Origin of the sequence: Kitasatospora sp. CMC57 (genome assembly GCF_045866025.2) — a bacterium.
GTDB lineage: Bacteria > Actinomycetota > Actinomycetes > Streptomycetales > Streptomycetaceae > Kitasatospora.
Window position 1 is genome coordinate 3,963,443 of sequence record NZ_AP035881.2, and the last position, 21,942, is coordinate 3,985,384.

The following is a 21,942-nucleotide window of genomic DNA, read 5'->3' on the forward strand; positions in this document are numbered from 1 at the left end:
TCGGGGGTTTGGTCGACGGCGCGGGCGGGAAAGTCGGATTGCCTCGAACGGGTGATGGTGGGGTTGCTGTGCGGCCCTGGGGGAGGCGTTCATTACCCTCGGGTAGGTGACCACTGGAACTGATCCCCTCGCCCCGCTGGCCGAGCTCCCCGGAGTCCCCGAGGCCGTCGCGGAGGTGCGCAAGGCCGTCGACCGGCTGTACGGGCACCGGGCGATGCGCCGCCGCGCCGCCGAGGTGACCTCCGAGTCCGCCCTGCGCGGGGCCCGGGCCTCCGCCGCCCTGGACGGTGCCGACTGGCCGCTGGAGGAGGTCCGTCGCCGGACCGACTTCAGCGCCGACCCGCAGGCCCGCACGGTCGGCGGCGCGCTGCGGATCTCCGCCGAGGCCGGGCAGCTGCTCAGCGTCTGGCGGCACTCGCCCATGCAGGTGCTGGCCCGGCTGCACCTGCTCGCGGTGGGCGACAGCGAAGCCGACGCGGGCCGGCCCAGGCGGGCTGACGAGCAGTCCCCGGAGCTGTTCCCGCTGGAGCTGGCGATGGCCGAGGGGGTTGGGCCCGACGGTCCGCCGCCGACGGCAAGCCCGCTGCCCCCGGCGCCGTCCGCCGAGGAGGCGGCCGCCCGGCTCGACCAACTGGCCCAGCTGCTGGCCGCCCGCGCCGACCGCGCCCCTGGCGTGGGCGCCCCGGCGCTCGTGGTGGCCTCGGTGGTGCACGGCGAGCTGCTCGCGCTGCGGCCGTTCGCCTCGCACAACGGTGTGATCGCCCGGGCCGCCCAGCGGATCGTGCTGATCGCCGAGGGGCTGGACCCGAAGGCGATCTGCCCCGCCGAGGTGGGCCTGGCAGAACTCGGCACCGCGGCCTACCGGCACGCCCTGCAGGGCTACCTGAGCGGCACGGCGGACGGCATGGCGGCCTGGATCGAGCATTGCGGGCGGGCGCTGCGGCTCGGCGTCCGGGAGAGTACGGCGGTCTGCGAGGCGATGCAGCGCGGGATGGTCTGAGGCCCGACGGGGGCGGTCGGCTCCCCGGGCACGGCCTGGTTGACGGGCGGGCCCGAGCGACCGGCGAGAGTTCACGGTCGACGGCGCGAGGTGCATCTGCGACAACGAGTTGCGGCGACGCCCGATGGAACTGGGCGCCGCCGCTGGTACAGGTACCGGGTTACCAAGCATGCACCGAAATTGCCCATCAGGTGGGGATCTACTGCCCGTTCACCTGGTGCGGCGGCCCGACAGCGGGTCGGCTGCATGTGGGTGCTCAGTTATCTGTACTCGGTCCGTGGGGCCTGAACTGCGTTGTCGGTTTGACCTCTCTGGGTCCTGACCGGGTCTCGCGGGCCGTAAGTCCTTTCTACCGCGAAAGCGGACAAAGGGGAACCCGAAACGAGAAGTCTTTCCGTGCTCCTGCGGCGTGGGCGGGCCTGGGGTCGGCCGTCCTCGCCCGACCGGCTGCCGTCTGGGCGCGGCGCCGTTCAGGCGACCGGTCGGCGACGCTTCGCGGCGTACCAGAGCAGCCCGCCGGTCAGCACTGCCGCCCCTACGGCGACCGCGAGCAGTACGGAGCGGCTGGGGGCGGAGAACTGCGGCAGCCGGCGGCGAAGTTCGACCGGCCGGTCGAAGACCAGGATCGGCCAGTCCCGGTTCTGTGCCTCCTTGCGCAGGGCGCGGTCCGGATTCACGGCGGACGGGTGGCCGACCGCCTCCAGCAGCGGCAGGTCGGTTGAGGAGTCGCTGTAGGCGAAGCAGTTGGTCAGGTCGTAGCCCTCGCTCAGGGCCAACTCCCGGATCGCGGCCGCCTTGTTCTCGGCGTAGGCGTAGTAGTCGATCGCCCCGGTGTACCGGCCGTCCTCGACCTGGAGCCGGGTGGCGATCACGTGGTCCGCGCCGAGCAGCTGCCCGATCGGCTCCACCACCTCCGAGCCGGAGCTGCTGACGATCACCACGTCCCGGCCGGCCTGGTGGTGCTGTTCGATCAGCGAGGCGGCCTCGTCGTAGATGATCGGGTCAATCAGCCCGTGCAGCGTCTCCGCGACGATCTCGCGGACCTGCTGGACGTTCCAGCCCTTGGTGAGGGCGGACAGGTACTCACGCATCCGCTCCATCTGGTCGTGGTCCGCGCCGCCGACCAGGAAGACGAACTGGGCGTAGGCGCTCTTCAGTACGGCCCGACGGTTGATCAGGCCGCCCTGGTAGAACGGGCGGCTGAACGCCAGGGCGCTCGATTTGGCGATGATCGTCTTGTCGAGGTCGAAGAACGCGGCGGTCCGCGCTGCTCTGAACGGGCGAACTGCGGCCGTCTCGGAGGTCGGCGGCGGGCCCTGCGGGGCGCCGTTCGGCACCGTACCGGGGGCGGAGTTCTCGCCGTGGTCGGCGGTGTCGGCGTTCTCGGTGGTGTCCACGGGATCAGAGGATAGAGGGCTGGGCAAAAGACCCCGCCATATGGCGTACTCGCGGCCACGTGGGTTTGTGTTTCTGGGCCGTCGGGTACACCATGGAAGTCACGGATCGTTCGCGACCGTGCTAACCCGGTCCGGCTCCTCCCCCCCGAGTCGGACCGTGGATAGACGACCCCCGCTCTCCCCCCCGGCGGGGGTCGTCGCACGTCCGGGGCCGTTTACCGGGTCGGGCAGGGGTCTGCGGTGTGGTGTTCCCCGCAGCGGGTACGGCGGATCGGCGGGCCGCCCATCGAGGCTGGTTCGTCACTCTGTGTATCGACTCTGATGCCGTCTTTCGCGGCTTGGTTGATCTTCGTTTGTGTCCTTCGGCGTCTTCCGGATCTACTCGGCGACGAAGTCCGGGTCAATTCGTCGGGCAATCGCCCCCCGTGCGAGTGAACAAAGTTATCCACAGCCCCGAGTTGTCCCCAGGGAATCGGATCGCGGCTGACGGACGATGAGTGGTGCCCGACCGTGGTGTCCGGTCGGGCACCGTCCGACCGCACCTCGCGAGAGGGAGCAGCCGTACCGGGGGAGACAGCCATGTCGTCACCGATCACCCACCGACCCACCGACCGACCGGCCGCTCGGGGTCCATTGATCGTCACCGAGGACGAGAGCCTCGCCGAGCATCTGCTGCGGCTGTGCGCCGCAGCAGGCACCGACCCGCAACTGCTCTCCGGCGCCCCGCCGCCCCGGGGGCTCTGGGAGAGCGCACCGCTGGTGCTGGTCGGCGACGACCAGGCCGAGCGCTGTGCGGGGCTGACCCGCCGGGCGGGCGTGCTGCTGCTCGGGCTGGATCTGGACGACTGCGACGTTTGGGTCCGGGCGGTCCAGCTCGGCGCCGAGCACGTCATCTTCCTGCCCGACGCCCAAGCCTGGCTGCTGGACCGGATCGCGGACGCCGCCGAGGGCGTCGGGGCACCCGCCCTGACCGTCGCGGTGCTGGGCGGCCGGGGTGGCGCGGGCTCCTCGACGCTGGCCTGCGCGCTGGCGGTCACGGCGGCCAGGGCGGGTCACCGCACCATGTTGATCGACGCCGACCCGCTCGGCGGCGGCCTGGACATCCTGCTCGGCGGTGAGGAGGCCGGCGGTCTCCGCTGGCCCGACCTGGCCGGTTCCCGTGGCCGGGTGAGCGGCTCCGAACTGGCCAAGGCGCTGCCCTCGCTGCACCAGCTCACCGCGCTGTCCTGGGACCGGGGCGACACCCTGGCCGTGCCGCCCGAGGCGATGCGCAGCGTACTGGCCGCCGCCCGCCGCCGAGGTGGCCTGGTGGTGCTCGACCTGCCCAGACACCTCGATCCGGCGGCCGGGCAGGCCCTCGAACAGGCTGACACCGGGCTCCTCGTGGTCCCCGCGGAGCTGCGCGCGATGGCGGCGGCCGACCGGGTCGCGGCCGCTGCCCGGATGCGGCTCACCGATCTCCGGGCGGTGGTGCGGGTGCCCGGGCCGGGCGGGCTGACCGGGGTGGAGGTGGCCCGGGGGCTGCGGCTGCGCCTGGCAGGCGAACTGCCCACCGAGCCGGGGCTCGTGGTGGACGTCGAGCGCGGATCGCCGCCTGGCATCCGGGAGAAGGGGCCGCTGGCCCGCTTCTGCGGAGGCTTTCTGGCTGAGGTCATGCCGCCGGTCCAGGCGGCCGGAGGGGGGACGTCATGACGATTCGCCAGCGCGGGTCGGGTTGGCCCGGCGGGGCGGGAGCGGGATCGCACCGGCGGCCCCCGGGGCGCGGAGCCGTTGGCCCACGGACTCCCCCTGCTGCGGACGAGCGGGCGGCGGCACTCGTCGACGCCGTCCGGATCCGGCTGGCCGAAGCCGGGGCCGCACCCACCGCCGGTTCGGTGGCGGCCGCACTGCGGGCCGCTCGCCCACCGCTGGGCGGGGACGACGTGCTCGACGCCGTCCGGGTGCTCCGCTCCGAGCTGGTCGGAGCCGGGCCGCTGGACGCGCTGCTCGGCGAGCCCGATGTGACGGACGTGCTGGTGAACGGCCCCGACCAGGTCTGGGTCGACCGGGGTGGTGGGCTGCGCCGCGTCCCGGAGATCCGCTTCCCGGACGTCGAGTCGGTCCGGCGGCTGGCTCACCGGCTGGCCACTGCGGCGGGCCGCCGCCTCGACGACGCCCGGCCCTGGGTGGACGCCCGGCTGCCCGATGGCACCCGGCTGCACGCCGTGCTCCCGCCGATCGCGGCCGACTGTACCCACATCTCGCTGCGGATCTGCCGGACCAGGCCCTTCACCATGGACGAGTTGGTGGCCGGTGGCTCACTCCCGCAGTTCGGCGCGGAGCTGCTCACCGCCGTGCTCCGAGCCAGGCTCTCACTGCTGGTCAGTGGGGGCACCGGGACGGGAAAGACCACGCTGCTCGCGGCGCTGCTCGGTCTGGTCGAGCCGGACGAACGAATCGTCCTGGCCGAGGACTCGGCCGAGCTCCGGCCCGACCACCCGCACGTCGTACGCCTGCAGAGCCGTCCGCCGAACCAGGAGGGCCTGGGTGAACTGACCCTTCGGGACCTGGTCCGGCAGGCCCTGCGGATGCGTCCGGACCGGGTGGTGGTCGGCGAGGTCCGGGGCGAGGAGGTGGTGGACCTGCTCTCCGCGCTCAACACCGGACACGAGGGCGGATGCGGGACGGTGCACGCCAACACGGCTGCCGACGTCCCGGCCCGGCTGGAGGCGCTCGGTTCGCTGGCCGGATTGGACCGGCTCTCGCTGCACAGCCAGCTGCGCGCCGCGCTGGACGTGGTGATTCACCTGGTCCGCGACCAGCGGACCGGGCAACGGCGGGTGGCCGAGCTGCACATGGTGGCTGGCGACGACCGTGGGCTGGCGCTGACCGTTCCGGCCCTGGCCTTCACGGCCGAGGGCGGCTGTACGCCGGGACCGGGGTGGGAGCGGCTGCGCCGGCGCTGTGGCGAGAGGGGCGTCGCGCTTCCGGAGCTGACGGCGGTGGCGCGATGACGCCCGCGGTGTTGACGCCCGAGGTGATGGCGCCCGGCGTGTGGCAGCTCGGCTGGGCACTGCTGCTTTGCGGGGCGGCAGGCGTCGCCCGCTACGCGCTCAGGAACTGGACGGGGAAGACGAAGTGACGATCGATCAGTGGCTAGTGGTCGCGGCCGGGGTCAGCGGTCTTGTGGGCGGGCTCTTGTTCCGCCGGTGGCGGCACTCCCGGACGGTGCGCCGGGCCGGAGTGCTACTCGGCGGACCGACGCAGGGCAGCGTGCGCACGGGCCGGTGGTCGGTGCTCGCGAGGGCCAGGCCGCTCTGGCTGGTTCCGGAACTCCTGCTGCTCCCAGCCGGGTTGCTGGCCGGCCAGCTCAGCCGCTCACCCGTGCCGCTGGTGCTGGCCGCTGTCGCGGTGCCGCCGGTGCGGCGCTGGCGCAGCCGCCGCCGTCGGGCGGCGGAGGCACGGCGGCGGGCCGCCGCAGTGGTTGAGCTGTGTGCCGGACTGGCCGCCGAACTCCGCAGCGGAGCAACGCCGCAGCAGGCCCTGTACTCGGTGCTGGGCCGGGCGTCGACCCTGACCCAGGGGCTCGGAGCCGAGTCCTCGGCCCGGCTGGCGGCGGGCCGTTACGGGGGCGATGTCCCGGCGGCCCTGCGGTCGGTCGCCGAACTGCCCGGCGGTCGTGGCGCGGCCGCTGTGGCGGCCTGCTGGCAGGTCACCGCCGAGAGCGGCACCGGTCTCGCTCCGGGCCTGGACCAACTCGCCGACGCGCTACGGGCGGAGCGGGCCCTGGCGGAAGAGATCGAGAGTGAACTCTCCGGCCCGAGGACCACGGTCGCGGTGCTGGCCGCGTTGCCGCTGCTCGGCTTGCTGCTCGGCGCCGCGCTGGGGGCGGAGCCCGTACGGATCCTGCTGCACACCCCGGCCGGGTTGGCCTGCCTGGTGGCCGGGGCGCTGCTGGAGGCGGCCGGGTTGGCCTGGACGGCACGGATCGTCAGGGCGGCCGAGGACGCGCCGGAGCATGGTGGCAGAGCGGGTGATGGCTGCGGGCTCTCCAGAACGCGTGGGGGGACGCCTCCGCAGGACCGCTGGATGCGCTCGGACCTGTCGGCGGTCCGGGCGGAGGTGGCCTGGTGAGACGGGCATTGCTGTTCGGTCTGCTGGCTGGGCCGGTGTCGGCCGGGCTCGCGGCCGAACTGCTGGAAGCCGTCCGGCGACGGTCCGTCCGACGGCGAGTCAGGAGACGGGTCCGGCGGTGGGGCGGTCCGGCTGGGCGGCCGGTCGCCCGGTGGCGCCGACGCCGGTCCGGGCGGCTCGGGGCGGCGCTGGGAGCGCCCGGGGTGACCCGGGTGGTACTGCTCGACCGGGCGGTTCCGGCGGCGGCGGGTGCCGGTGCGGCGGTGCTGATCGGTGGCCCGGCGGGGCTGGCGCTGGGGCTGCTGGTCGGTCTGGCGGCCCGGCGCTGGCTGCCGAGGGTCCGGTCGCCGAGCGCCCGCCGGGCGGCCCTGGAGCAGGAGCGGCTGACCCGCCAACTGCCGCTTGCCGCAGAGCTGCTGGCCGCCTGCCTGGGCGCCAGTTCGTCACCTGCGGCGGCCGCCGCCGCAGTGGCCGACAGCGTTGATCAGCCGATGAGCGGCCGGTTGGCCGCAGTGGCGGCGGAGTTGGCGCTCGGCGCACCGCCGGAGCTTTGCTGGGACCGGCTCGGTACCGAGTGCCCACCGCTCGCCCCACTGGCCCGCTGCCTGGTCCGGACGAGCGTCAGCGGCTCGCCGCCGATGGCTCCGCTGGTCGGCCTGGCGCACGCCCAGCGGGCTGCCGCAGGCCGTACTGCTCACGCCCGGGTCCGGCGGGCGGGGGTGCTGGCCACCGCGCCGCTGGGGGTCTGCTTCCTCCCGGCGTTCGTCCTGATCGGCGTGGTGCCGGTGGTGATGGGGCTGACCGCGCTGTTCGCCGAACGGGTCTGACCGGCCGGGCGCTCTTTCCGATCTCGAATCTCGACGAGGGAGTTCTGATGACTGTTCACGTGGTGCCGATCGGAGACCGCCGGTCGGTCGGTCCGGTCCGCCGGATCCGGGTGTTGTTGCGTCGCCGGATCGGTTGGCTGACCGTCCGGGCCCGCCGACTGGGCGGAGGCCGGGCGGATGCGGGCATGACGACGGCGGAGTATGCCGTCGGGACGGTGGCAGCCTGCGCGTTCGGCGCGGTGCTCTACAAGGTGGTGACCAGCGGGGTGGTCTCCGGCGCGCTCAGCGAGTTGCTCAACCGAGCCCTCCATGCGGTCTGACCGGCCTGCGGGCCCGGGGCACCGGCGGGAGCGCGGGTTTGTGACGGCGGAGACGGCGGTGGCACTCCCCGCGCTGGTGTTGCTGTGCGCGCTGCTGATCTGGGGCGTGGTCACCGCCGCTGCCCAGATCCGCTGCGTGGACGCGGCTCGGGTGGGTGCCAGGGCCGCCGCCAGGGGAGACGGAAACGCCGAGGCGCTGGCACAGGCCGCCGCGCCGGCGGGGGCCAGGGTGAGCGTCGCGACGGGCGGGGAAACGGTCCACGTCACGGTCGAGGCGCCGAGTCCCGCACCGGGCCGTCTCGGCGGGGCGCTGTCGGTACGGCTGCACGCCGAGGCGGTGGCCGAGAGGGAGGACGTGATCGGCTCGCTCGGTGGAGGTTCGCCATGGCCGGCCTGAGGCCCGATGGGAGTTGCGGTGCGCGGGCGGACCGGGGCTCGGCGACGATCTGGCTGGTCTCGCTCGGGATGCTCGGCTGCGTGGTGTTCGCGGTCAGCCTGGCGTTCGGCGCAGCGGTGTCGGCCCGGCACCGGGCGGAGTCGGCCGCCGACCTCGCCGCGCTGGCTGCCGCCGGCCACCTGATGGTGGATCAGGACGGCGGCTGCGGGCGGGCCGCCCGGATCGCCGACGAGCACCGGGCCCGGTTGGTCAGCTGCACGGTGCGGGAAGGCATCGATGCGGTGGACGTGGTGGTCGAGGTGCCGGTCCCCGGCCTGCCGGTGCCGGTCGGCCCGGCCCGGGCGCGCTCCCGGGCGGGCCCGGTCTGGGCCTGGGGCGACGGCGACCCGGTGGCAGCGGCAGCCGACCACCGCCGAGATCTGCCTTTGCACGCTAGGGACATGGCTGGTCGTCAGGAGCTCTCCGTCGACCGTCCCGGCGCACCCGCCAGCAGGATGTTCAGCAGCCGCACCGCCGCCGCCTTGTCCAGCGGGTCGTTCCCGTTGCCGCACTTGGGCGACTGGACGCAGGACGGGCAGCCCCGCTCGCACTCGCAGGCGGCGATCGCGTCCCGGGTCGCGGTCAACCACTGCTCCGCGTTGTGGAAGCCCCGTTCGGCGAAGCCCGCGCCGCCGGAGTGGCCGTCGTACACGAAGACGGTCGGCAGCTGGGTGTCCGGGTGCAGCGGCACCGAGACGCCGCCGATGTCCCAGCGGTCGCAGGTGGCGAACAGCGGGAGGAGGCCGATGGAGGCGTGTTCCGCTGCGTGTGCCGCGCCGGGCAGCCGGTCGAACGGGATGTCGGCTTCGAGCAGTTGGTCCTCGGTGACGGACCACCAGACCGCGCGGGTGCGCAGCGTCCTGGGCGGTAGGTCGAGCTTGCTCTCACCCAGGATCTCGCCGGTGGAGATCCGCTTGCGCAGATACCCGACCACCTGGTTGACCACTTCCACCGAGCCGAAGCTCAGCCGGGCCTCGCCCCACTCCACCGTGGTGTCGGTGGCCAGTACCGAGATGGAGGTGATGTCCCTGGCGGCGGTGGTGTAGGGCGGTGCGGCGGGTTCGACCAGGGCCACCGAGCTCTCCAGGTCGAGGTTCTGCACCAGGTAGCTGCGGCCCTGGTGCAGGTGGACCGCGCCGGTGTGCACGGTGGTGTGGGCGGCGGCCGCGTCCACCGTGCCGAGCAGCCGGCCGGTCGAGGACTCGACGATCTGCACCGGGCTGCCGCCGCTGCCCCGCAGGTCCACCGAGTCGACGGCGCGCTCGCGGCGGGTCCAGTACCAGGAGCCCTTGGTCCGTTGTCGGAGCAGGCCGCGCTGTTCGAGCACGGTCAGCAGCTGCCGCGCGGAGGGTCCGAAGAGTGGCAGGTCGGCCTCGGTCAGCGGGAGTTCGGCGGCGGCTGCGCACAGGTGCGGGGCCAGGATGTGGGGGTTGTCCGGGTCCAGCACGGTGGCCTCCACCGGGGTGGCGAACAGCGCCTCCGGGTGGTGCACCAGGTAGGTGTCCAGAGGGTCGTCCCGGGCGATCAGCACGGCCAGCGCGCCCTGGGCCTCCCGTCCGGCCCGTCCGGCCTGTTGCCAGAGCGAGGCCCTGGTGCCGGGGTAGCCGGCCATCAGGACGGCATCCAATCCGGACACGTCGACCCCGAGTTCCAGCGCGGAGGTGGAGGCCAGACCGAGCAGCCGGCCGGAGTGCAGGTCGCGTTCCAGCGCCCGGCGCTCCTCGGCGAGGTAGCCGCCCCGGTAGGCGGCGACCCGGGCGGCCAGCGGTGTGCCGAGCTGGTCCTGGGCCTGGAGGGCGACCAGTTCGGCCGAGCGGCGGGAGCGGACGAAGACCACCGTGCGGGTGCCCCGTTCGACCAGCTCGGTGAGCAGGTACCCGGCCTCGGCGGTCGCGGTCCGCCGGACGGGCGCGCCCTGCTCGCCGACGTTCTCGGTGAGCGGCGGCTCCCAGAGGGCGAAGACCAGCGGCCCGCGCGGCGAGGCGTCCTCGGTCACCGCGACGGCGGGCAGCCCGGTGAGCCGGTGGGCGGTGACCGCCGGGTCGGCGGTGGTGGCCGAGGCGAGCAGGAAGGTGGGCGAGGAGCCGTACCGTTCGCACACCCGTCGCAGCCGCCGCAGCACCTGGGCCACGTGCGAGCCGAACACGCCCCGGTAGCTGTGGCATTCGTCGATCACCACGTACTTGAGCGTCTTCAGGAACGAGGCCCAGCGCGCGTGGGCAGGCAGGATGCCGCGGTGCAGCATGTCCGGGTTGGTCAGCACGTACGAGGCGTACTGGCGGACCCACTCGCGTTCCTCGGGCGGGGTGTCCCCGTCGTAGAGGGCGGCCCGGACCCGCTGGGGCGCCAACTCGGCGGCCCGGCGGCGCTGGTCGGCGGCGAGTGCCTTGGTCGGCGCCAGGTAGAGCGCGGTGGCGCCCCGGCCGTTGCGGGCCTCGGTGCCCTCCAGCAGTTCGCTGAGCACGGGCGCCAGGTAGCCGAGCGACTTGCCCGAGGCGGTTCCTGTGGCCAGCACCACAGTTTGGCCGGATTTCGCCAATTGCATCGCCTCGGCCTGGTGCGCCCACGGCTCGTCGATGCCCAGGGCCTGCGCGGACGCCACGATCTCGGGACGAATCCCGTCCGGCCACGGCGCACAGCGGGCCTCGCGGGCCGCCAGATGCTCCGTATGGGTGAGGCGGTCCGCCCGCCCGCGACTGGCGGAGAGGGCGGCGAGCAGGGCCTCGGGCTGGTGGTGACGGGGCGGCATGGGGACCCAGTGTGTCACCGGCGTGGCGGAGAATCGCGCCAAGCCATCGTGCGGGCATGGTCGCAAGTGGTTGAATGAAGCCGTGACGGCCGCATGGCCGAGGGTCGCACCGCCGGGGCTCAACTGCCACGGCCGTGCCGTGCCCGGCCTGCGACCAAAGCGGTGACGGCCACCCGGCCGAGGATCGCAATGACGTAGCAAGGCAAGGTGCTGGAGGTTCCGTGGACCTGTCCCTGTCGACCCGCACTGTCGGCGACCGTACGGTCGTCGAGGTTGGCGGCGAGATCGATGTGTACACCGCCCCCAAGCTGCGCGAGCAGCTGGTCGAGCTCGTCAACGAGGGCAACTACCACCTGGTCGTCGACATGGAGGGCGTGGACTTCCTGGACTCGACCGGCCTGGGTGTCCTGGTGGGCGGCCTCAAGCGAGTTCGCGCGCATGAGGGTTCGCTGCGCCTGGTGTGCAACCAGGAGCGCATTCTGAAGATCTTCCGGATCACGGGTCTGACCAAGGTCTTCCCGATTCACACCTCGGTGGACGACGCGGTCGCCGCCACCGACTGACCCGCTGTCAGCGGGTCGGTCCGGGCGACCGTTTCGGCCCCTGGCGCTCTCACTTGAGCTCATCCGTCCGTGCACCGGCGGGGCCCTCGGCCCCGCCGGTGGCGGGTGGTGGGCACTGCCCCGGCGGGGCTTCTGCCTGCCCGCGCGAGTCCGGGGCGTGATCCCGGAGGGGAAGACAATGGCAACGGTCGAACTTCGGTTCAGCGCACTTCCTGAGCATGTCCGGACGGCCAGACTGGTGGCCGTGGCGGTGGCGAGGCGCGCCGGAGTCGATGAGTCGGTGCTCGACGAGGTGCGGCTCGCGGTTGGCGAGGCGTGCTCGCGTGCGGTGGGCCTGCACCAGCGGGGCGGTCTGGACGGCGCGGTACGAGTCGCGCTGACCGATCAGGAGAAGCGTTTCCTCATCGAGGTGGAGGACGAGGCCGGTGCTGCCGGTCTCCCGCCGGTCGGCTCCGCCGCCGAGGAGATGGGTGAGGACGCCGAGGACGCGCTCGGGCTCGCGGTGATCACCGCACTCGTCGAGGACGTCGAGGTGACCTCCGGTGCGAACGGCGGCCTGATCCGGATGAGCTGGGCCGTGCCCACCGATTCGGTGGAGCGCTGACCCCACCCAGGGCGAAACATTGACAGATTGTTGAAGTAGGGGGTTCCCTGCTCTCGGGCGCGACGGTTTCGGTTCGAGAGAAGGACACCTTTCCCATGCGGATCCGCATTCTGTGGCCGCCCGGTCAGGCCACCGCCACCCTGCGTTCGACGCCCACCTCCGAGGCGCTCTGGGCCGCTCTTCCGGTCAGCTCCACCGCCAGCACCTGGGGCGAGGAGGTCTACATCGGCACCCCGGTCGCGGTGGCCCGCGAGGACGATGCCCAACAGGTGGTCGAGCCCGGCACGGTGGCCTTCTGGACCGACGGCGACAGTCTTGCGCTGCCGTACGGGCCGACGCCGATCTCGCGGGCGGACGAGTGCCGGCTGGCCAGCCCCTGCAACCTGCTCGGTGCGCTGGACGGCGATCCCGGGGTGCTGCGCACCGTGCGGGCCGGCGACCCGATCAGGGTGGAGCGGGCCTGAGCCCTGCGCCCCGGGCGCTGACGGCCGCCGTGTAGGTTCGCAGCGTGAAGCGTGACGTGAAGCTCGAGAACCCGAGGCTCGAAAGGCGGCGATGGGCCACCCCCGCGCTCGGCCTGCTGCTGGCAGCGGCCGCTGTCGGGTGCGGTGGCGGCAACGACACCGCCGCGCTCGACTCCTGGGCGAAGAAGGTCTGCGACTCCGTGCAGGCTCCGATCGGGCAGTCGCAGACCGCGCTCGCCGACACCGCCAAGGTGGTGCCCGGCGAGGCACCCCCCGAGCTGCAGCAGCGGCTGGCGACCGACCTGGGGGTGTTGGCGGCCACCGACCAGCAGCTCGCCGACGCGATCTCGAAGGCCGGTGCACCGAAGACCGAGGGCGGGGCAACCGTACAGCAGGGCGCGGTCGACGAGTTGAAGAAGGCGTCCCAGGGCTACCTGGAGGTCCAGCAGAAGCTCACCGCGCTGCCCAACACCGAGCAGGCGAAGTTCGCGGACGGCCTGCGCAGCATCGGCGACCAGATCCAGCGCCTCGCGCAGCAGTCCACGGCGGCGCTCACCAAGGTGCAGAGCGGCGAGCTCGGTACCGCCCTCGCGAAGCAGCCGGGCTGCAAGGCCGCCCCGAAGACCTCGCCGAGCGCGAGCGGCGGTGCCGCCACCGACCCGGCCGCGCCCGGCACGCCTCCTGCCGCGACGCCTCCCGCCGCCTCGTCGGCCGCTCCCACACCTCCCGTCGCGACACCGGCCGGCGCAGGGAACGCCTCTCCGACGCCGAGCGCCGGCGGCTGAACCGGGCCGGTGGCCGCGCGACAATGGGCGGGTGACCAACAGCCCTGTCCTTGACCGCCCTGTCCTCGACCACGCCCGTCTCGCCGAGCTGCGCGAGGCGCTGCTCGCCGCCTCGTACACCGCTGACGGCTGCCTCGACCTGCTCGGGTCCACCGGGTACGCCGCGCTGGCCCGGAGTGAGGTGGTGCCCGCGCTGCGGGCGACCACCGGCGGCAGTCCGCTGGAGACGTTGGTGCGGCTGTTCCTGCTCCAGCAGCCGGTGCCGTACGCCGCCGCGGCGGCCGCCCTGCCGGTCGAGCTCTGTCTGGCGGACCGTTGGCTGACCCGCGAGGGTGACGGACCGGTGCGGGCCACCGTGGACGTCCGCCCGTACGCCAACGAGGTGGCCGGGCTGCCCAGCGCGGATGCCTGGGTGGTGTCGGACCTCGGCTGCGCCGTGGGCGGGGCAGGCGGTATCGGGGCCGCGGAGGCCGCGCACGGGGTGGCGAGGAAGGACCTGGTGCTCGGCGTCGGCGGCGCCTCCACCACCCTGGCCAACCTGGCCGTGCGGCGACCGGTGCGCCGGGTGCTGGACCTCGGCTCGGGCTCCGGCGTGCAGGCGCTGCACGCGGCGCGGCACGGTCGGCACGTCACCGCGACCGACCTCAACCCCCGTGCGCTGCACTTCACCGCGCTGACCCTGGCGCTGTCCGGCTTCGCGGACTTCGAGACCGCCGAGGGCAGTCTCTTCGAGCCGGTCGGGGAGCAGCGTTTCGACCTGATCGTCTCCAACCCGCCGTTCGTCATCTCGCCCGGCAGCCGCTTCGTCTACCGGGACGGCGGGATGGCCGGCGACGAGCTCTGCCGCAGCATCGTCCGGGGCGCTGCCGCGCACCTGGAGCCGGGCGGGTACTGCCACCTGCTCGCCAACTGGCAGCACGTCAGGGGCGAGGACTGGCAGGACCGGCTGGCCGGCTGGGTGGCCGGGACCGGGCTGGACGCCTGGGTGGTCCAGCGCGAGGTCCAGGACGTGGCCCAGTACGCCGAGTTGTGGCTCCGCGACGGCGGCGACCACCGCGGCCCCGGGTCGGATTACCAGGCCAGGTACGGCGAGTGGCTGGACGCCTTCGAGGCCGCCAAGGTGGAGGGCGTCGGCTTCGGCTGGATCACCCTGCGCGCGGGCGGCTCGGCCGAGCCGACGGTCCGGATCGAGGAGTGGCCGCACACCGTGGAGCAGCCGCTCGGCCCGCACATCGAGAGCTGGTTCGCCCGGCAGGACTTCCTCCGGACGCACGACGACGCGGCGCTGCTGGCGGCCCGTTACCAGCTGGCCGACGAGGTGGTGCAGGAGCAGATCGGCGCGCCCGGCGCCGAGGACCCCGAGCACGTGATCCTCCGTCACAACCGGGGCATGCGGCGGGCCACCAAGGTGGACACCGTCGGGGCCGGCTTCGTCGGCGTCTGCGACGGCACCCTGGCGGCCGGCGAGATCGTCGACGCCATTGCCCAACTGCTCGGCGAGGACCGGGTGGTGCTGCGGGACCGGGTTCCCGAGTCGCTGCGGATGCTGACCGAGCAGGGCTTCATCGAGCCGGTCGGGTAGCCGGGGTCGGTCCGGTTCATCTGCCGGTTGCCCGGTGGACGCCGGGCGGCAGCCGCCGGTTGGCCGCCGCCTGCCACGATCCCTGTCCACAGGCTGTGGACAGGGATCGGGCGGGGGAGCGATGGAGACGCCGACGGCGGTGGTCGCAGGGGTGGTGCTCACCTGCTTCGGTGGCGCCCTGTTGCTCTGGTGCGCCGTCGAACTGCGCCTACGCCACCACCTGCGCCGCCACGGGGTTCCCGCGACCGCGCGGGTGATCGCCGACCGGGACCCGTACGGCGAGCCGTACGAGGACGCCCCCGGTGAACTGGACAGTGCGCCGCTGCTGAGCTTCCCGACCGACGGTGGTGGTTCGGCGCTGGCCAGGCCGCGCGGGCACACCCCGCTGCGCCGACCGTCCTGGCTGCGGCCGGGCGTGACCGTACCGGTCGCATACGACGCGAAACGGCCGGATCGCGTGGTGCTGGCCACGCCGGGCATCGCCTCGGCGGTGGCCGGCGACGTGTTCTGGGCGCTGATCGGCACCAGCTCGCTGGCCGTCGGGCTGAGCCTGCTCGGCAGCGTCCTGGCCGGTTAGGCAGCCCCCGCACCTGGTCCGGGCCCTGGGCACCGGTCCGCCCGCCGTGGGCGCCGGTCCGTTTCAGGACGACCTGAATCCGACGCCGGGACACCCCGCAACCCACGCCGCGCGGCAGGAACGCGCATCATCGGGTTACCGTTCGAGTGGCGTCGGTCGGCCTTGCCGGTGAAAAAGTGCGATCCGTTCGTTTGACAAGAGTGGCCAGGGTACGGTCACACTCCGCTGGTGGGGCCGTCGCACAGTGGCAGCCTCGGATGAGGACCACGAGCAGTAGACGAGGTCGGGGGCGGGTCGAACGCCACCGGTCCTCGGCCGCGCCGCCAGCAGACATAACGACCGGGAGAGAAGAGCGAAGGTGTCCCCGAGCAGTGAGACCGCGCACGGCAAGCGACTCGTCATCGTCGAGTCGCCGGCCAAGGCGAAGACGATCAAGGGCTACCTCGGCCCCGGCTACATCGTCGAGGCCAGCGTCGGGCACATCCGCGACCTGCCCGGCACGGCCGCCGAGGTCCCTGACCAGTACACCGGCGAGGTGCGCCGCCTCGGCGTCGACGTCGACCACGACTTCGCCCCGATCTACGTGGTGAACGCGGACAAGAAGTCCCAGGTCTCCAAGCTCAAGGCGCTGCTCAAGGAGTCCGACGAGCTCTTCCTCGCCACCGATGAGGACCGCGAGGGCGAGGCCATCGCGTGGCACCTGCAGGAAGTGCTCAAGCCCAAGGTGCCGGTCAAGCGGATGGTCTTCCACGAGATCACCAAGGCCGCCATCCAGGAGGCCGTCGCCAATCCGCGCGAGCTGAACCAGCGCCTGGTGGACGCCCAGGAGACCCGCCGCATCCTCGACCGCCTGTACGGCTACGAGGTCTCGCCGGTGCTGTGGAAGAAGGTCATGCCGAAGCTCTCGGCCGGCCGTGTCCAGTCCGTCGCGACCCGCCTGGTGGTCGAGCGCGAGCGTGAGCGGATCGCCTTCCGCACCGCTTCGTACTGGGACCTGACCGGCACCTTCGGCACCGGCCGGACGGCCGCCGACGCGGCGAACCCGGAGAGCTTCGGCGCCCGACTGTCCACCGTGGACGGCAAGCGGATCGCCAGCGGCCGGGACTTCGGGTCGGACGGCCGGATCAAGGGCGCCAACACCCTGCACCTGGACGAGACGGCCGCCCGCGCGCTGGCCGCCGCGCTGGAGCAGACCGCCTTCACGGTCCGCAGCGTCGAGTCCAAGCCGTACCGCCGCTCGCCGTACGCGCCGTTCCGCACCACCACGCTCCAGCAGGAGGCCAGCCGCAAGCTGGGCTTCGGTGCCAAGCGGACCATGCAGGTGGCCCAGAAGCTGTACGAGAACGGCTTCATCACCTATATGCGTACCGACTCCACCACGCTGTCGGAGACCGCGATCACCGCCGCGCGGACCCAGGTCACCCAGCTCTACGGTGCCGACTACCTGCCGGACGCGCCGCGCACCTACGCCTCCAAGGTCAAGAACGCCCAGGAGGCGCACGAGGCGATCCGCCCCTCCGGCGACCGCTTCCGCACCCCGGCCGAGACCGGGCTGAGCAGTGACGAGTTCCGGCTCTACGAGCTGATCTGGATGCGCACCGTCGCCTCCCAGATGAAGGACGCCGTCGGCAAGTCCGTGACGGTCAAGGTCGGTGGCCGGGCCGCCACCGGGCAGGACGTGGAGTTCTCCGCCTCCGGCAAGATCATCACCTTCCACGGCTTCCTGAAGGCGTACGTCGAGGGCGCCGACGACCCGAACGCCGAGCTGGACGACCGCGAGCGCCGACTGCCCCAGGTCACCGAGGGCGACGCGCTGGCCGCCGAGCAGCTCAACCCCGAGGGCCACTCCACCAAGCCGCCGGCCCGCTACACCGAGGCCTCGCTGGTCAAGGAGCTGGAGGACCGGGAGATCGGCCGGCCTTCGACGTACGCGTCGATCATCGACACGATCATCAACCGGAAGTACGTCTTCAAGAAGGGCACGGCGCTCGTCCCGTCCTTCCTGTCCTTCGCCGTGGTGAACCTGCTGGAGAAGCACTTCGGCCGGCTGGTCGACTACGACTTCACCGCCCGGATGGAGGACGACCTCGACCGGATCGCCGCCGGTGAGGCGCAGTCCGTACCGTGGCTCAAGCGGTTCTACTTCGGCGGTGTCGAGGGCGCGGCCGAGGGCGGCGCGGCCGAGGCCGGCAACGGCGACGGCGACCATCTCGGCGGCCTGAAGGAACTGGTCACGGACCTCGGCGCGATCGACGCCCGGGAGATCAGCTCCTTCCCGCTCAACGACGAGATCACCCTGCGGGTCGGCCGGTACGGCCCCTACGTCGAGAAGGCGTCCCAGGTCGAGGGCGAGCCCGGTCAGCGCGCCGACATCCCGGACGAGCTGCCGCCGGACGAGCTGACCGTCGAGCTGGCCGAGGAGCTGCTGGCCAAGCCGAGCGGCGACTTCGAGCTGGGCAAGGACCCGGAGTCCGGCAACATGCTGGTCGCCAAGGACGGCCGCTACGGGCCGTACGTGACCGAGATCCTGCCCGAGGGCACCCCGAAGACGGGCAAGAACGCGGTCAAGCCGCGCACCGCCTCGCTGCTCAAGACGATGTCGCTGGACACCGTCACGCTGGCGGACGCGCTGCGGCTGCTCTCGCTGCCCCGGGTCGTCGGCACCGACGCCGAGGGCGTGGAGATCACCGCGCAGAACGGCCGCTACGGCCCGTACCTCAAGAAGGGCACCGACTCGCGGTCGCTCACCGACGAGGAGCAGATGTTCACGGTCACCATCGAGGAGGCCCTGGCCATCTACGCGCAGCCCAAGCAGCGTGGCCGGGCCGCGGCCGCGCCGCCGCTCAAGGAGCTCGGTAACGACCCGGTCAGCGAGCGACCGGTCGTGGTCAAGGATGGTCGGTTCGGACCGTACGTGACCGATGGCGAGACCAATGCGACGCTCCGCAAGGACGACGACGTCGAGACCATCACGCCCGAGCGCGGTTACGAGCTGCTGGCCGAGAAGCGGGCCCGCGGACCGGTGAAGAAGAAGGCGGTGGCGAAGAAGGCCCCCGCCAAGAAGACCACCACCGCCAAGAAGGCCGCCCCGGCGAAGAAGGCGGCGGCCAAGAAGGTCGCGGCGAAGAAGACCACGGCCACGGCGGCGAAGAAGACCACCGCCAAGAAGGTCGCGGCGAAGAAGACGGCGGCTCCGGACGAGAGCTGACGCGGTCGGAACCGAGGGCCCGTGCCACGGCGCGGGCCCTCGGTCCGTCCTCCGGCAGGTCTCCGGGTGGACCGCTTAGCTCTGCGTCGGTGTGTCACAACCCAGTCATGACCGGGTATCCGGAGGGCCTTCCCCCCTTTGGCAGTGGGCGCCGACCGCTACGCTGACGGTATGACGAGCGAGGAGCAGCCACCCCAGCCGAGCGTCCCAGACCTGATCGAGGTGCGTCCCGCCGGGACACCCGGCGAGCGGGCCAGGGCGCTGCTGCGGCTGCGCCCGTACCGGCGGCTCTGGATCACCCAGCTGGTCGGTGGCGCGGGGGACCGGCTCGGACTGCTGGTGCTGATCGGGCTGACCTGGGTCGCGGCGCTGGTCGGCGGCCAGTTCGGGCACGGTTACCGGGGCCAGGCGCTGGCGGTCGCCGCCGTGCTGGCGGCCCGGCTGCTGGCCACCCTGGTCTTCGGTGCGGCGCTGCTCGGTCCGGTGCACAGTCTGTTCGGCGGGCGACTGGACCGGCGCTGGACGATGCTCGGTGCCGACGCCTTCCGCGCGGTTCTGATCGGTCTGGCGCCCTGGTGGCTCAGCTGGTCGACCGGTTCGGCGACCTGGGTGCTGCTCGGCACCGCCTTCCTGACCGGTGCGGCCGAGCGGATCTGGTCGGTGGCCAAGGACGCGGCCGCACCCGGCCTGCTGCCCGCCGCCGATCCGTACGCCCCGCAGTCCGAGCAGCGGCCGTCCGCCGCCGGTCTGGAGACCGTGCGGACCATCGACCAGCGCACCGGATGGGCCACCGTGCCGCTGGCCGGGGCGCTGCTGGTCGGGCTGACCCTGCTCAACAACGTCTTCGCGGCGCTCGGTTCGGACTGGCTGAGGGCGCATCAGTTCACCACCGCCGGTGTCGGCGCGGCCCTGTTGCTCACCGCCTCGGCGGTGCTGACCTTCCTTCAGGAGCTGCCGACCGGCGCCTTCGCCGCGCCGCGCTCCCCGCTGCAGGGCCTGCGCGCCCCGACCGACGCCACCCCCGGCCCGGCGCTGAGCAAGGGCCGGACCGGCTCGGCCCCGTTCTTCACCTTCTCGGTCGCCGCCGCCCACGCGGCGATGGCCGGAGTCGCCGTCCTCGGCCTGCTGACCGCCGTCGACCACCGGGCCGGACCGATCGGCTTCGGCCTGGTGGTGCTCGCGGCCACCGGCGCCCCCGCGATCGGGGTCCGGATCACCCGTCCGCTGCTGCCCTCGCTGTCCCGCCGCCGACTGCTGGCCCTCGCCCTGATCACCGAGGGTGTGGCGCTGATCCTGGCCGGGCTGGTGCTGGACTTCGTCCTGGTACTGCTGCTCGTCACCCTGGCCGGTCTGGCCGCCGGCGTGGTGATCGGCACCGGCCGGACGCTGCTGGCCCAGGAGGTCGAGGAGCTCCGGCTGGCCAAGGTCACCGAGCACCTGAACGCGGTGCTGCGGGTGGTGGTCGGCGCCGCGCTGGTGCTGATGCCGCTGCTCGCCGCCGGGTACGGCGAGGTCTCGTTCGGCGAGGCCACGACGGGTAGCTTCACCTTCATCCACGACGGTGCCGCGCTCGCGATGGGTACGGCCGGGCTGCTCACCCTGGTGCTGGCCGCCGTGGTGCTGCTGAAGACCGACGACCAGCGGGGCGACGTCCCGTTCGGCCGGGAGCTGATCCGTTCGATCCGGGGCACCGCCACCGTGGCGCCGCACCGGGTCAGCGGCACTGGCTTCTTCATCGCCCTGGAGGGCGGCGACGGCGCGGGCAAGTCCACCCAGGCGACCGCGCTGGCCGAGTGGATCCGCAGCAAGGGCCACGAGGTCGTGGTCACCCGCGAGCCCGGCGGCAGCCCGATCGGGCAGCGGCTGCGCGCGCTGGTGCTGGACGTCGGCAACACCGGGCTCTCGCACCGCGCCGAGGCCCTGATCTACGCCGCCGACCGGGCCGAGCACGTCGAGAACGTGATCCGTCCCGCGCTGGAGCGCGGCGCGGTGGTGATCACCGACCGGTACATGGACTCCTCGATCGCGTACCAGGGCGCGGGCCGCGACCTGGCCGCCACCGAGGTGGCCCGGATCTCGCGCTGGGCGACCGGTGGACTCGTACCCGACCTGACCGTGGTGCTGGATGTCGCGCCGGAGGCGGCGCGTGAGCGCTTCACCGAGGCGCTCGACCGGCTGGAGTCCGAGCCGACCGAGTTCCACGCCCGGGTGCGCGCCGGGTTCCTCGCGCTGGCCGCGGCCGACCCCGCGCGCTACCTGGTGGTGGACGGCAGCCAGACCGCCGCCGCCGTCACCACCGCGGTCCGGCACCGGCTCGACCGCGAGCTGCCGCTCTCCGGGCAGGAGAAGGCCGCGCAGATCGAGCAGGACCGGCTGGCCCGCGAGGAGGCCGCCCGGCGTGCCGCCGAAGCGGCCCGGCTGAAGGCGGAGGCCGAGGAGGCCGAGCGGAAGCGGCTCGAACTGCTGGAGCAGCTCCGCGCCGAGCAGGCCGAGAAGGACAGGCTGGCCCGCGAGGAGGCCGAGCGGGTCGCGGCCGAGGCGGCTGCCAAGGCGGCGGAGGAGGCCCGGGTGCTGGCCGAGGCCGAGGCGGCGCGCCGGGCGGAGCAGGAGGCCGTCCGGGCGGCCGAGGAGGCGGAGCGGCTCAAGGCCGAGCTGGCCGAGCGCGAGCGGCTGGCCGCCGAGGCGGCGGCGCAGGAGGAGCTCCAGCGGCAGCGCGAGCTGCAGCGGGCCGAGCAGCGGCGCCGGGCGGAGGAGGCGTTGCAGCGGGCGGAGGCGGCGCGGGTGGCCGCAGCGGCTGCGGCTGCGGCAGCAGGCGGGGAGAACACGACGACGGTGGAGCTGCCGCAGGTCGCGCCTGACGAGAGCACCCGGGAGATCCGGAAGCCGGCGCCGGTGGACGAGACGGCGGTGCTGCCGAAGGCGCCGGCCGCCGACGAGACGGCGGTGCTGCCGAAGGTGCCGGTGGTCGACGAGACGGCGGTGCTGCCGAAGGTCGACGCCGCGGAGGACCGGGTGCCGCCTGGGCTGTTCCGCGAGGTGCCGCCTGAGAGCCCGGTCGAGAGCACCCGGGAGATGCCGGTGGTCGAGCCGCGACCCCGTCCCTCCTGGGCGGAGGAGACGCCGATGGACGACCTCCCGAGTCTGACGGACACCCTGCTGGGCTCCCGCGAGGAGTGGGCGCAGTGGCAGTCGGACGAGCCGGGGCCGGACGAGAAGCCGCGCAAGCGCCGGTAGCTGGAAAGGGGCCCGTCTGCGGACGGGCCCCTTTCGCTTCCTGACCCGCCGGTCACGGCTCGTCGCCGGTGGTCGGGTGCCCT

17 protein-coding genes and 1 pseudogene are annotated in these 21,942 nt (G+C 73.2%); 16 read left to right on the forward strand and 2 right to left on the reverse strand.

Annotation, left to right across the window (positions count from 1 at the left end; genetic code table 11):
- Positions 1-106 precede the first annotated feature (106 nt).
- Entirely contained in the window at positions 107-1,000 is an 894-nt protein-coding gene (locus tag ACKUU6_RS17690) for an oxidoreductase (protein ID WP_407989539.1), read from the forward strand.
- Between the two features lie 470 nt (positions 1,001-1,470).
- Here ACKUU6_RS17690 and ACKUU6_RS17695 read toward each other — a convergent pair whose 3' ends face one another.
- A complete protein-coding gene (locus tag ACKUU6_RS17695) occupies positions 1,471-2,397 on the reverse strand; it encodes an HAD family hydrolase (protein ID WP_407989540.1) in 927 nt (308 codons plus the stop codon).
- 579 nt (positions 2,398-2,976) lie between these two features.
- Between ACKUU6_RS17695 and ssd the strand changes: the two genes are divergently transcribed.
- From ssd to ACKUU6_RS17730, 7 genes and pseudogenes are all read left to right on the forward strand, one after another.
- Positions 2,977-4,089, forward strand: a complete 1,113-nt coding sequence (gene ssd, locus ACKUU6_RS17700) for a septum site-determining protein Ssd (protein ID WP_407989541.1) — start codon at positions 2,977-2,979, stop codon at positions 4,087-4,089.
- Positions 4,086-5,390: a TadA family conjugal transfer-associated ATPase gene (locus ACKUU6_RS17705; RefSeq protein WP_407989542.1), complete on the forward strand. Its 1,305-nt coding sequence runs from the start codon at positions 4,086-4,088 to the stop codon at positions 5,388-5,390. Before ssd ends, ACKUU6_RS17705 begins: the two co-directional genes overlap by 4 nt.
- Positions 5,391-5,514: 124 nt before the next feature.
- On the forward strand, positions 5,515-6,510 hold the full coding sequence (locus ACKUU6_RS17710; protein WP_407989543.1) for a type II secretion system F family protein: 996 nt from the start codon (positions 5,515-5,517) through the stop codon (positions 6,508-6,510).
- Positions 6,511-6,713: 203 nt separating this feature from the next.
- Positions 6,714-7,337, forward strand: coding sequence for a type II secretion system F family protein (locus ACKUU6_RS17715; protein ID WP_407989544.1), 624 nt, complete (start codon positions 6,714-6,716; stop codon positions 7,335-7,337).
- Between the two features lie 47 nt (positions 7,338-7,384).
- Positions 7,385-7,657, forward strand: coding sequence for a DUF4244 domain-containing protein (locus ACKUU6_RS17720; RefSeq protein ID WP_407989545.1), 273 nt, complete (start codon positions 7,385-7,387; stop codon positions 7,655-7,657).
- A gap of 40 nt (positions 7,658-7,697) precedes the next feature.
- Complete coding sequence (locus ACKUU6_RS17725) at positions 7,698-8,054, forward strand: TadE family type IV pilus minor pilin (protein ID WP_407989546.1); 357 nt, start codon at positions 7,698-7,700, stop codon at positions 8,052-8,054.
- Positions 8,055-8,122: 68 nt separating this feature from the next.
- Positions 8,123-8,356, forward strand: a pseudogene (locus ACKUU6_RS17730) (Rv3654c family TadE-like protein); the annotation flags it as partial.
- 149 nt (positions 8,357-8,505) lie between these two features.
- Here ACKUU6_RS17730 and ACKUU6_RS17735 read toward each other — a convergent pair.
- On the reverse strand, positions 8,506-10,842 hold the full coding sequence (locus ACKUU6_RS17735; protein ID WP_407989547.1) for a DEAD/DEAH box helicase: 2,337 nt from the start codon (positions 10,840-10,842) through the stop codon (positions 8,506-8,508).
- 221 nt (positions 10,843-11,063) lie between these two features.
- Here ACKUU6_RS17735 and bldG point away from each other — a divergent pair, with 221 nt between their 5' ends.
- The 8 genes from bldG (at position 11,064) to tmk (ending at position 21,859) form a co-directional block, all read left to right on the forward strand.
- Positions 11,064-11,405 carry an anti-sigma factor antagonist BldG gene (bldG, locus tag ACKUU6_RS17740; RefSeq protein ID WP_057232018.1) on the forward strand — a complete coding sequence of 114 codons (342 nt, stop codon included), beginning with the start codon at positions 11,064-11,066 and terminating at the stop codon, positions 11,403-11,405.
- A 178-nt stretch (positions 11,406-11,583) separates the two neighbouring features.
- Positions 11,584-12,009, forward strand: coding sequence for an ATP-binding protein (locus ACKUU6_RS17745; RefSeq protein WP_407989548.1), 426 nt, complete (start codon positions 11,584-11,586; stop codon positions 12,007-12,009).
- A gap of 95 nt (positions 12,010-12,104) precedes the next feature.
- Entirely contained in the window at positions 12,105-12,473 is a 369-nt protein-coding gene (locus ACKUU6_RS17750; protein ID WP_407989549.1) for a cyclophilin-like fold protein, read from the forward strand.
- Between the two features lie 44 nt (positions 12,474-12,517).
- On the forward strand, positions 12,518-13,258 hold the full coding sequence (locus ACKUU6_RS17755; protein ID WP_407989550.1) for a hypothetical protein: 741 nt from the start codon (positions 12,518-12,520) through the stop codon (positions 13,256-13,258).
- Positions 13,259-13,289: 31 nt separating this feature from the next.
- Positions 13,290-14,840, forward strand: coding sequence for a methyltransferase (locus ACKUU6_RS17760; RefSeq protein WP_407989551.1), 1,551 nt, complete (start codon positions 13,290-13,292; stop codon positions 14,838-14,840).
- Positions 14,841-14,961: 121 nt separating this feature from the next.
- On the forward strand, positions 14,962-15,417 hold the full coding sequence (locus tag ACKUU6_RS17765; RefSeq protein ID WP_407989552.1) for a DUF3592 domain-containing protein: 456 nt from the start codon (positions 14,962-14,964) through the stop codon (positions 15,415-15,417).
- Positions 15,418-15,775: 358 nt separating this feature from the next.
- The gene (gene topA, locus ACKUU6_RS17770; RefSeq protein WP_407989553.1) at positions 15,776-18,625 is read left to right on the forward strand and encodes a type I DNA topoisomerase; all 2,850 of its coding nucleotides are present in this window, start codon (positions 15,776-15,778) and stop codon (positions 18,623-18,625) included.
- Between the two features lie 171 nt (positions 18,626-18,796).
- On the forward strand, positions 18,797-21,859 hold the full coding sequence (gene tmk / locus ACKUU6_RS17775; RefSeq protein WP_407989554.1) for a dTMP kinase: 3,063 nt from the start codon (positions 18,797-18,799) through the stop codon (positions 21,857-21,859).
- Positions 21,860-21,942 lie beyond the last annotated feature (83 nt).

Bases quoted from the DNA above. Each gene is read 5' to 3' on its own strand.
- ssd (WP_407989541.1), top strand. From the start codon at position 2,977: ATGTCGTCACCGATCACCCACCGACCCACCGACCGACCGGCCGCTCGG.
- ACKUU6_RS17705 (WP_407989542.1), top strand. From the start codon at position 4,086: ATGACGATTCGCCAGCGCGGGTCGGGTTGGCCCGGCGGGGCGGGAGCG.
- ACKUU6_RS17720 (WP_407989545.1), top strand. From the start codon at position 7,385: ATGACTGTTCACGTGGTGCCGATCGGAGACCGCCGGTCGGTCGGTCCG.
- ACKUU6_RS17735 (WP_407989547.1), bottom strand. From the start codon at position 10,842: ATGCCGCCCCGTCACCACCAGCCCGAGGCCCTGCTCGCCGCCCTCTCC.
- ACKUU6_RS17745 (WP_407989548.1), top strand. From the start codon at position 11,584: ATGGCAACGGTCGAACTTCGGTTCAGCGCACTTCCTGAGCATGTCCGG.
- ACKUU6_RS17750 (WP_407989549.1), top strand. From the start codon at position 12,105: ATGCGGATCCGCATTCTGTGGCCGCCCGGTCAGGCCACCGCCACCCTG.
- ACKUU6_RS17765 (WP_407989552.1), top strand. From the start codon at position 14,962: ATGGAGACGCCGACGGCGGTGGTCGCAGGGGTGGTGCTCACCTGCTTC.
- tmk (WP_407989554.1), top strand. From the start codon at position 18,797: ATGACGAGCGAGGAGCAGCCACCCCAGCCGAGCGTCCCAGACCTGATC.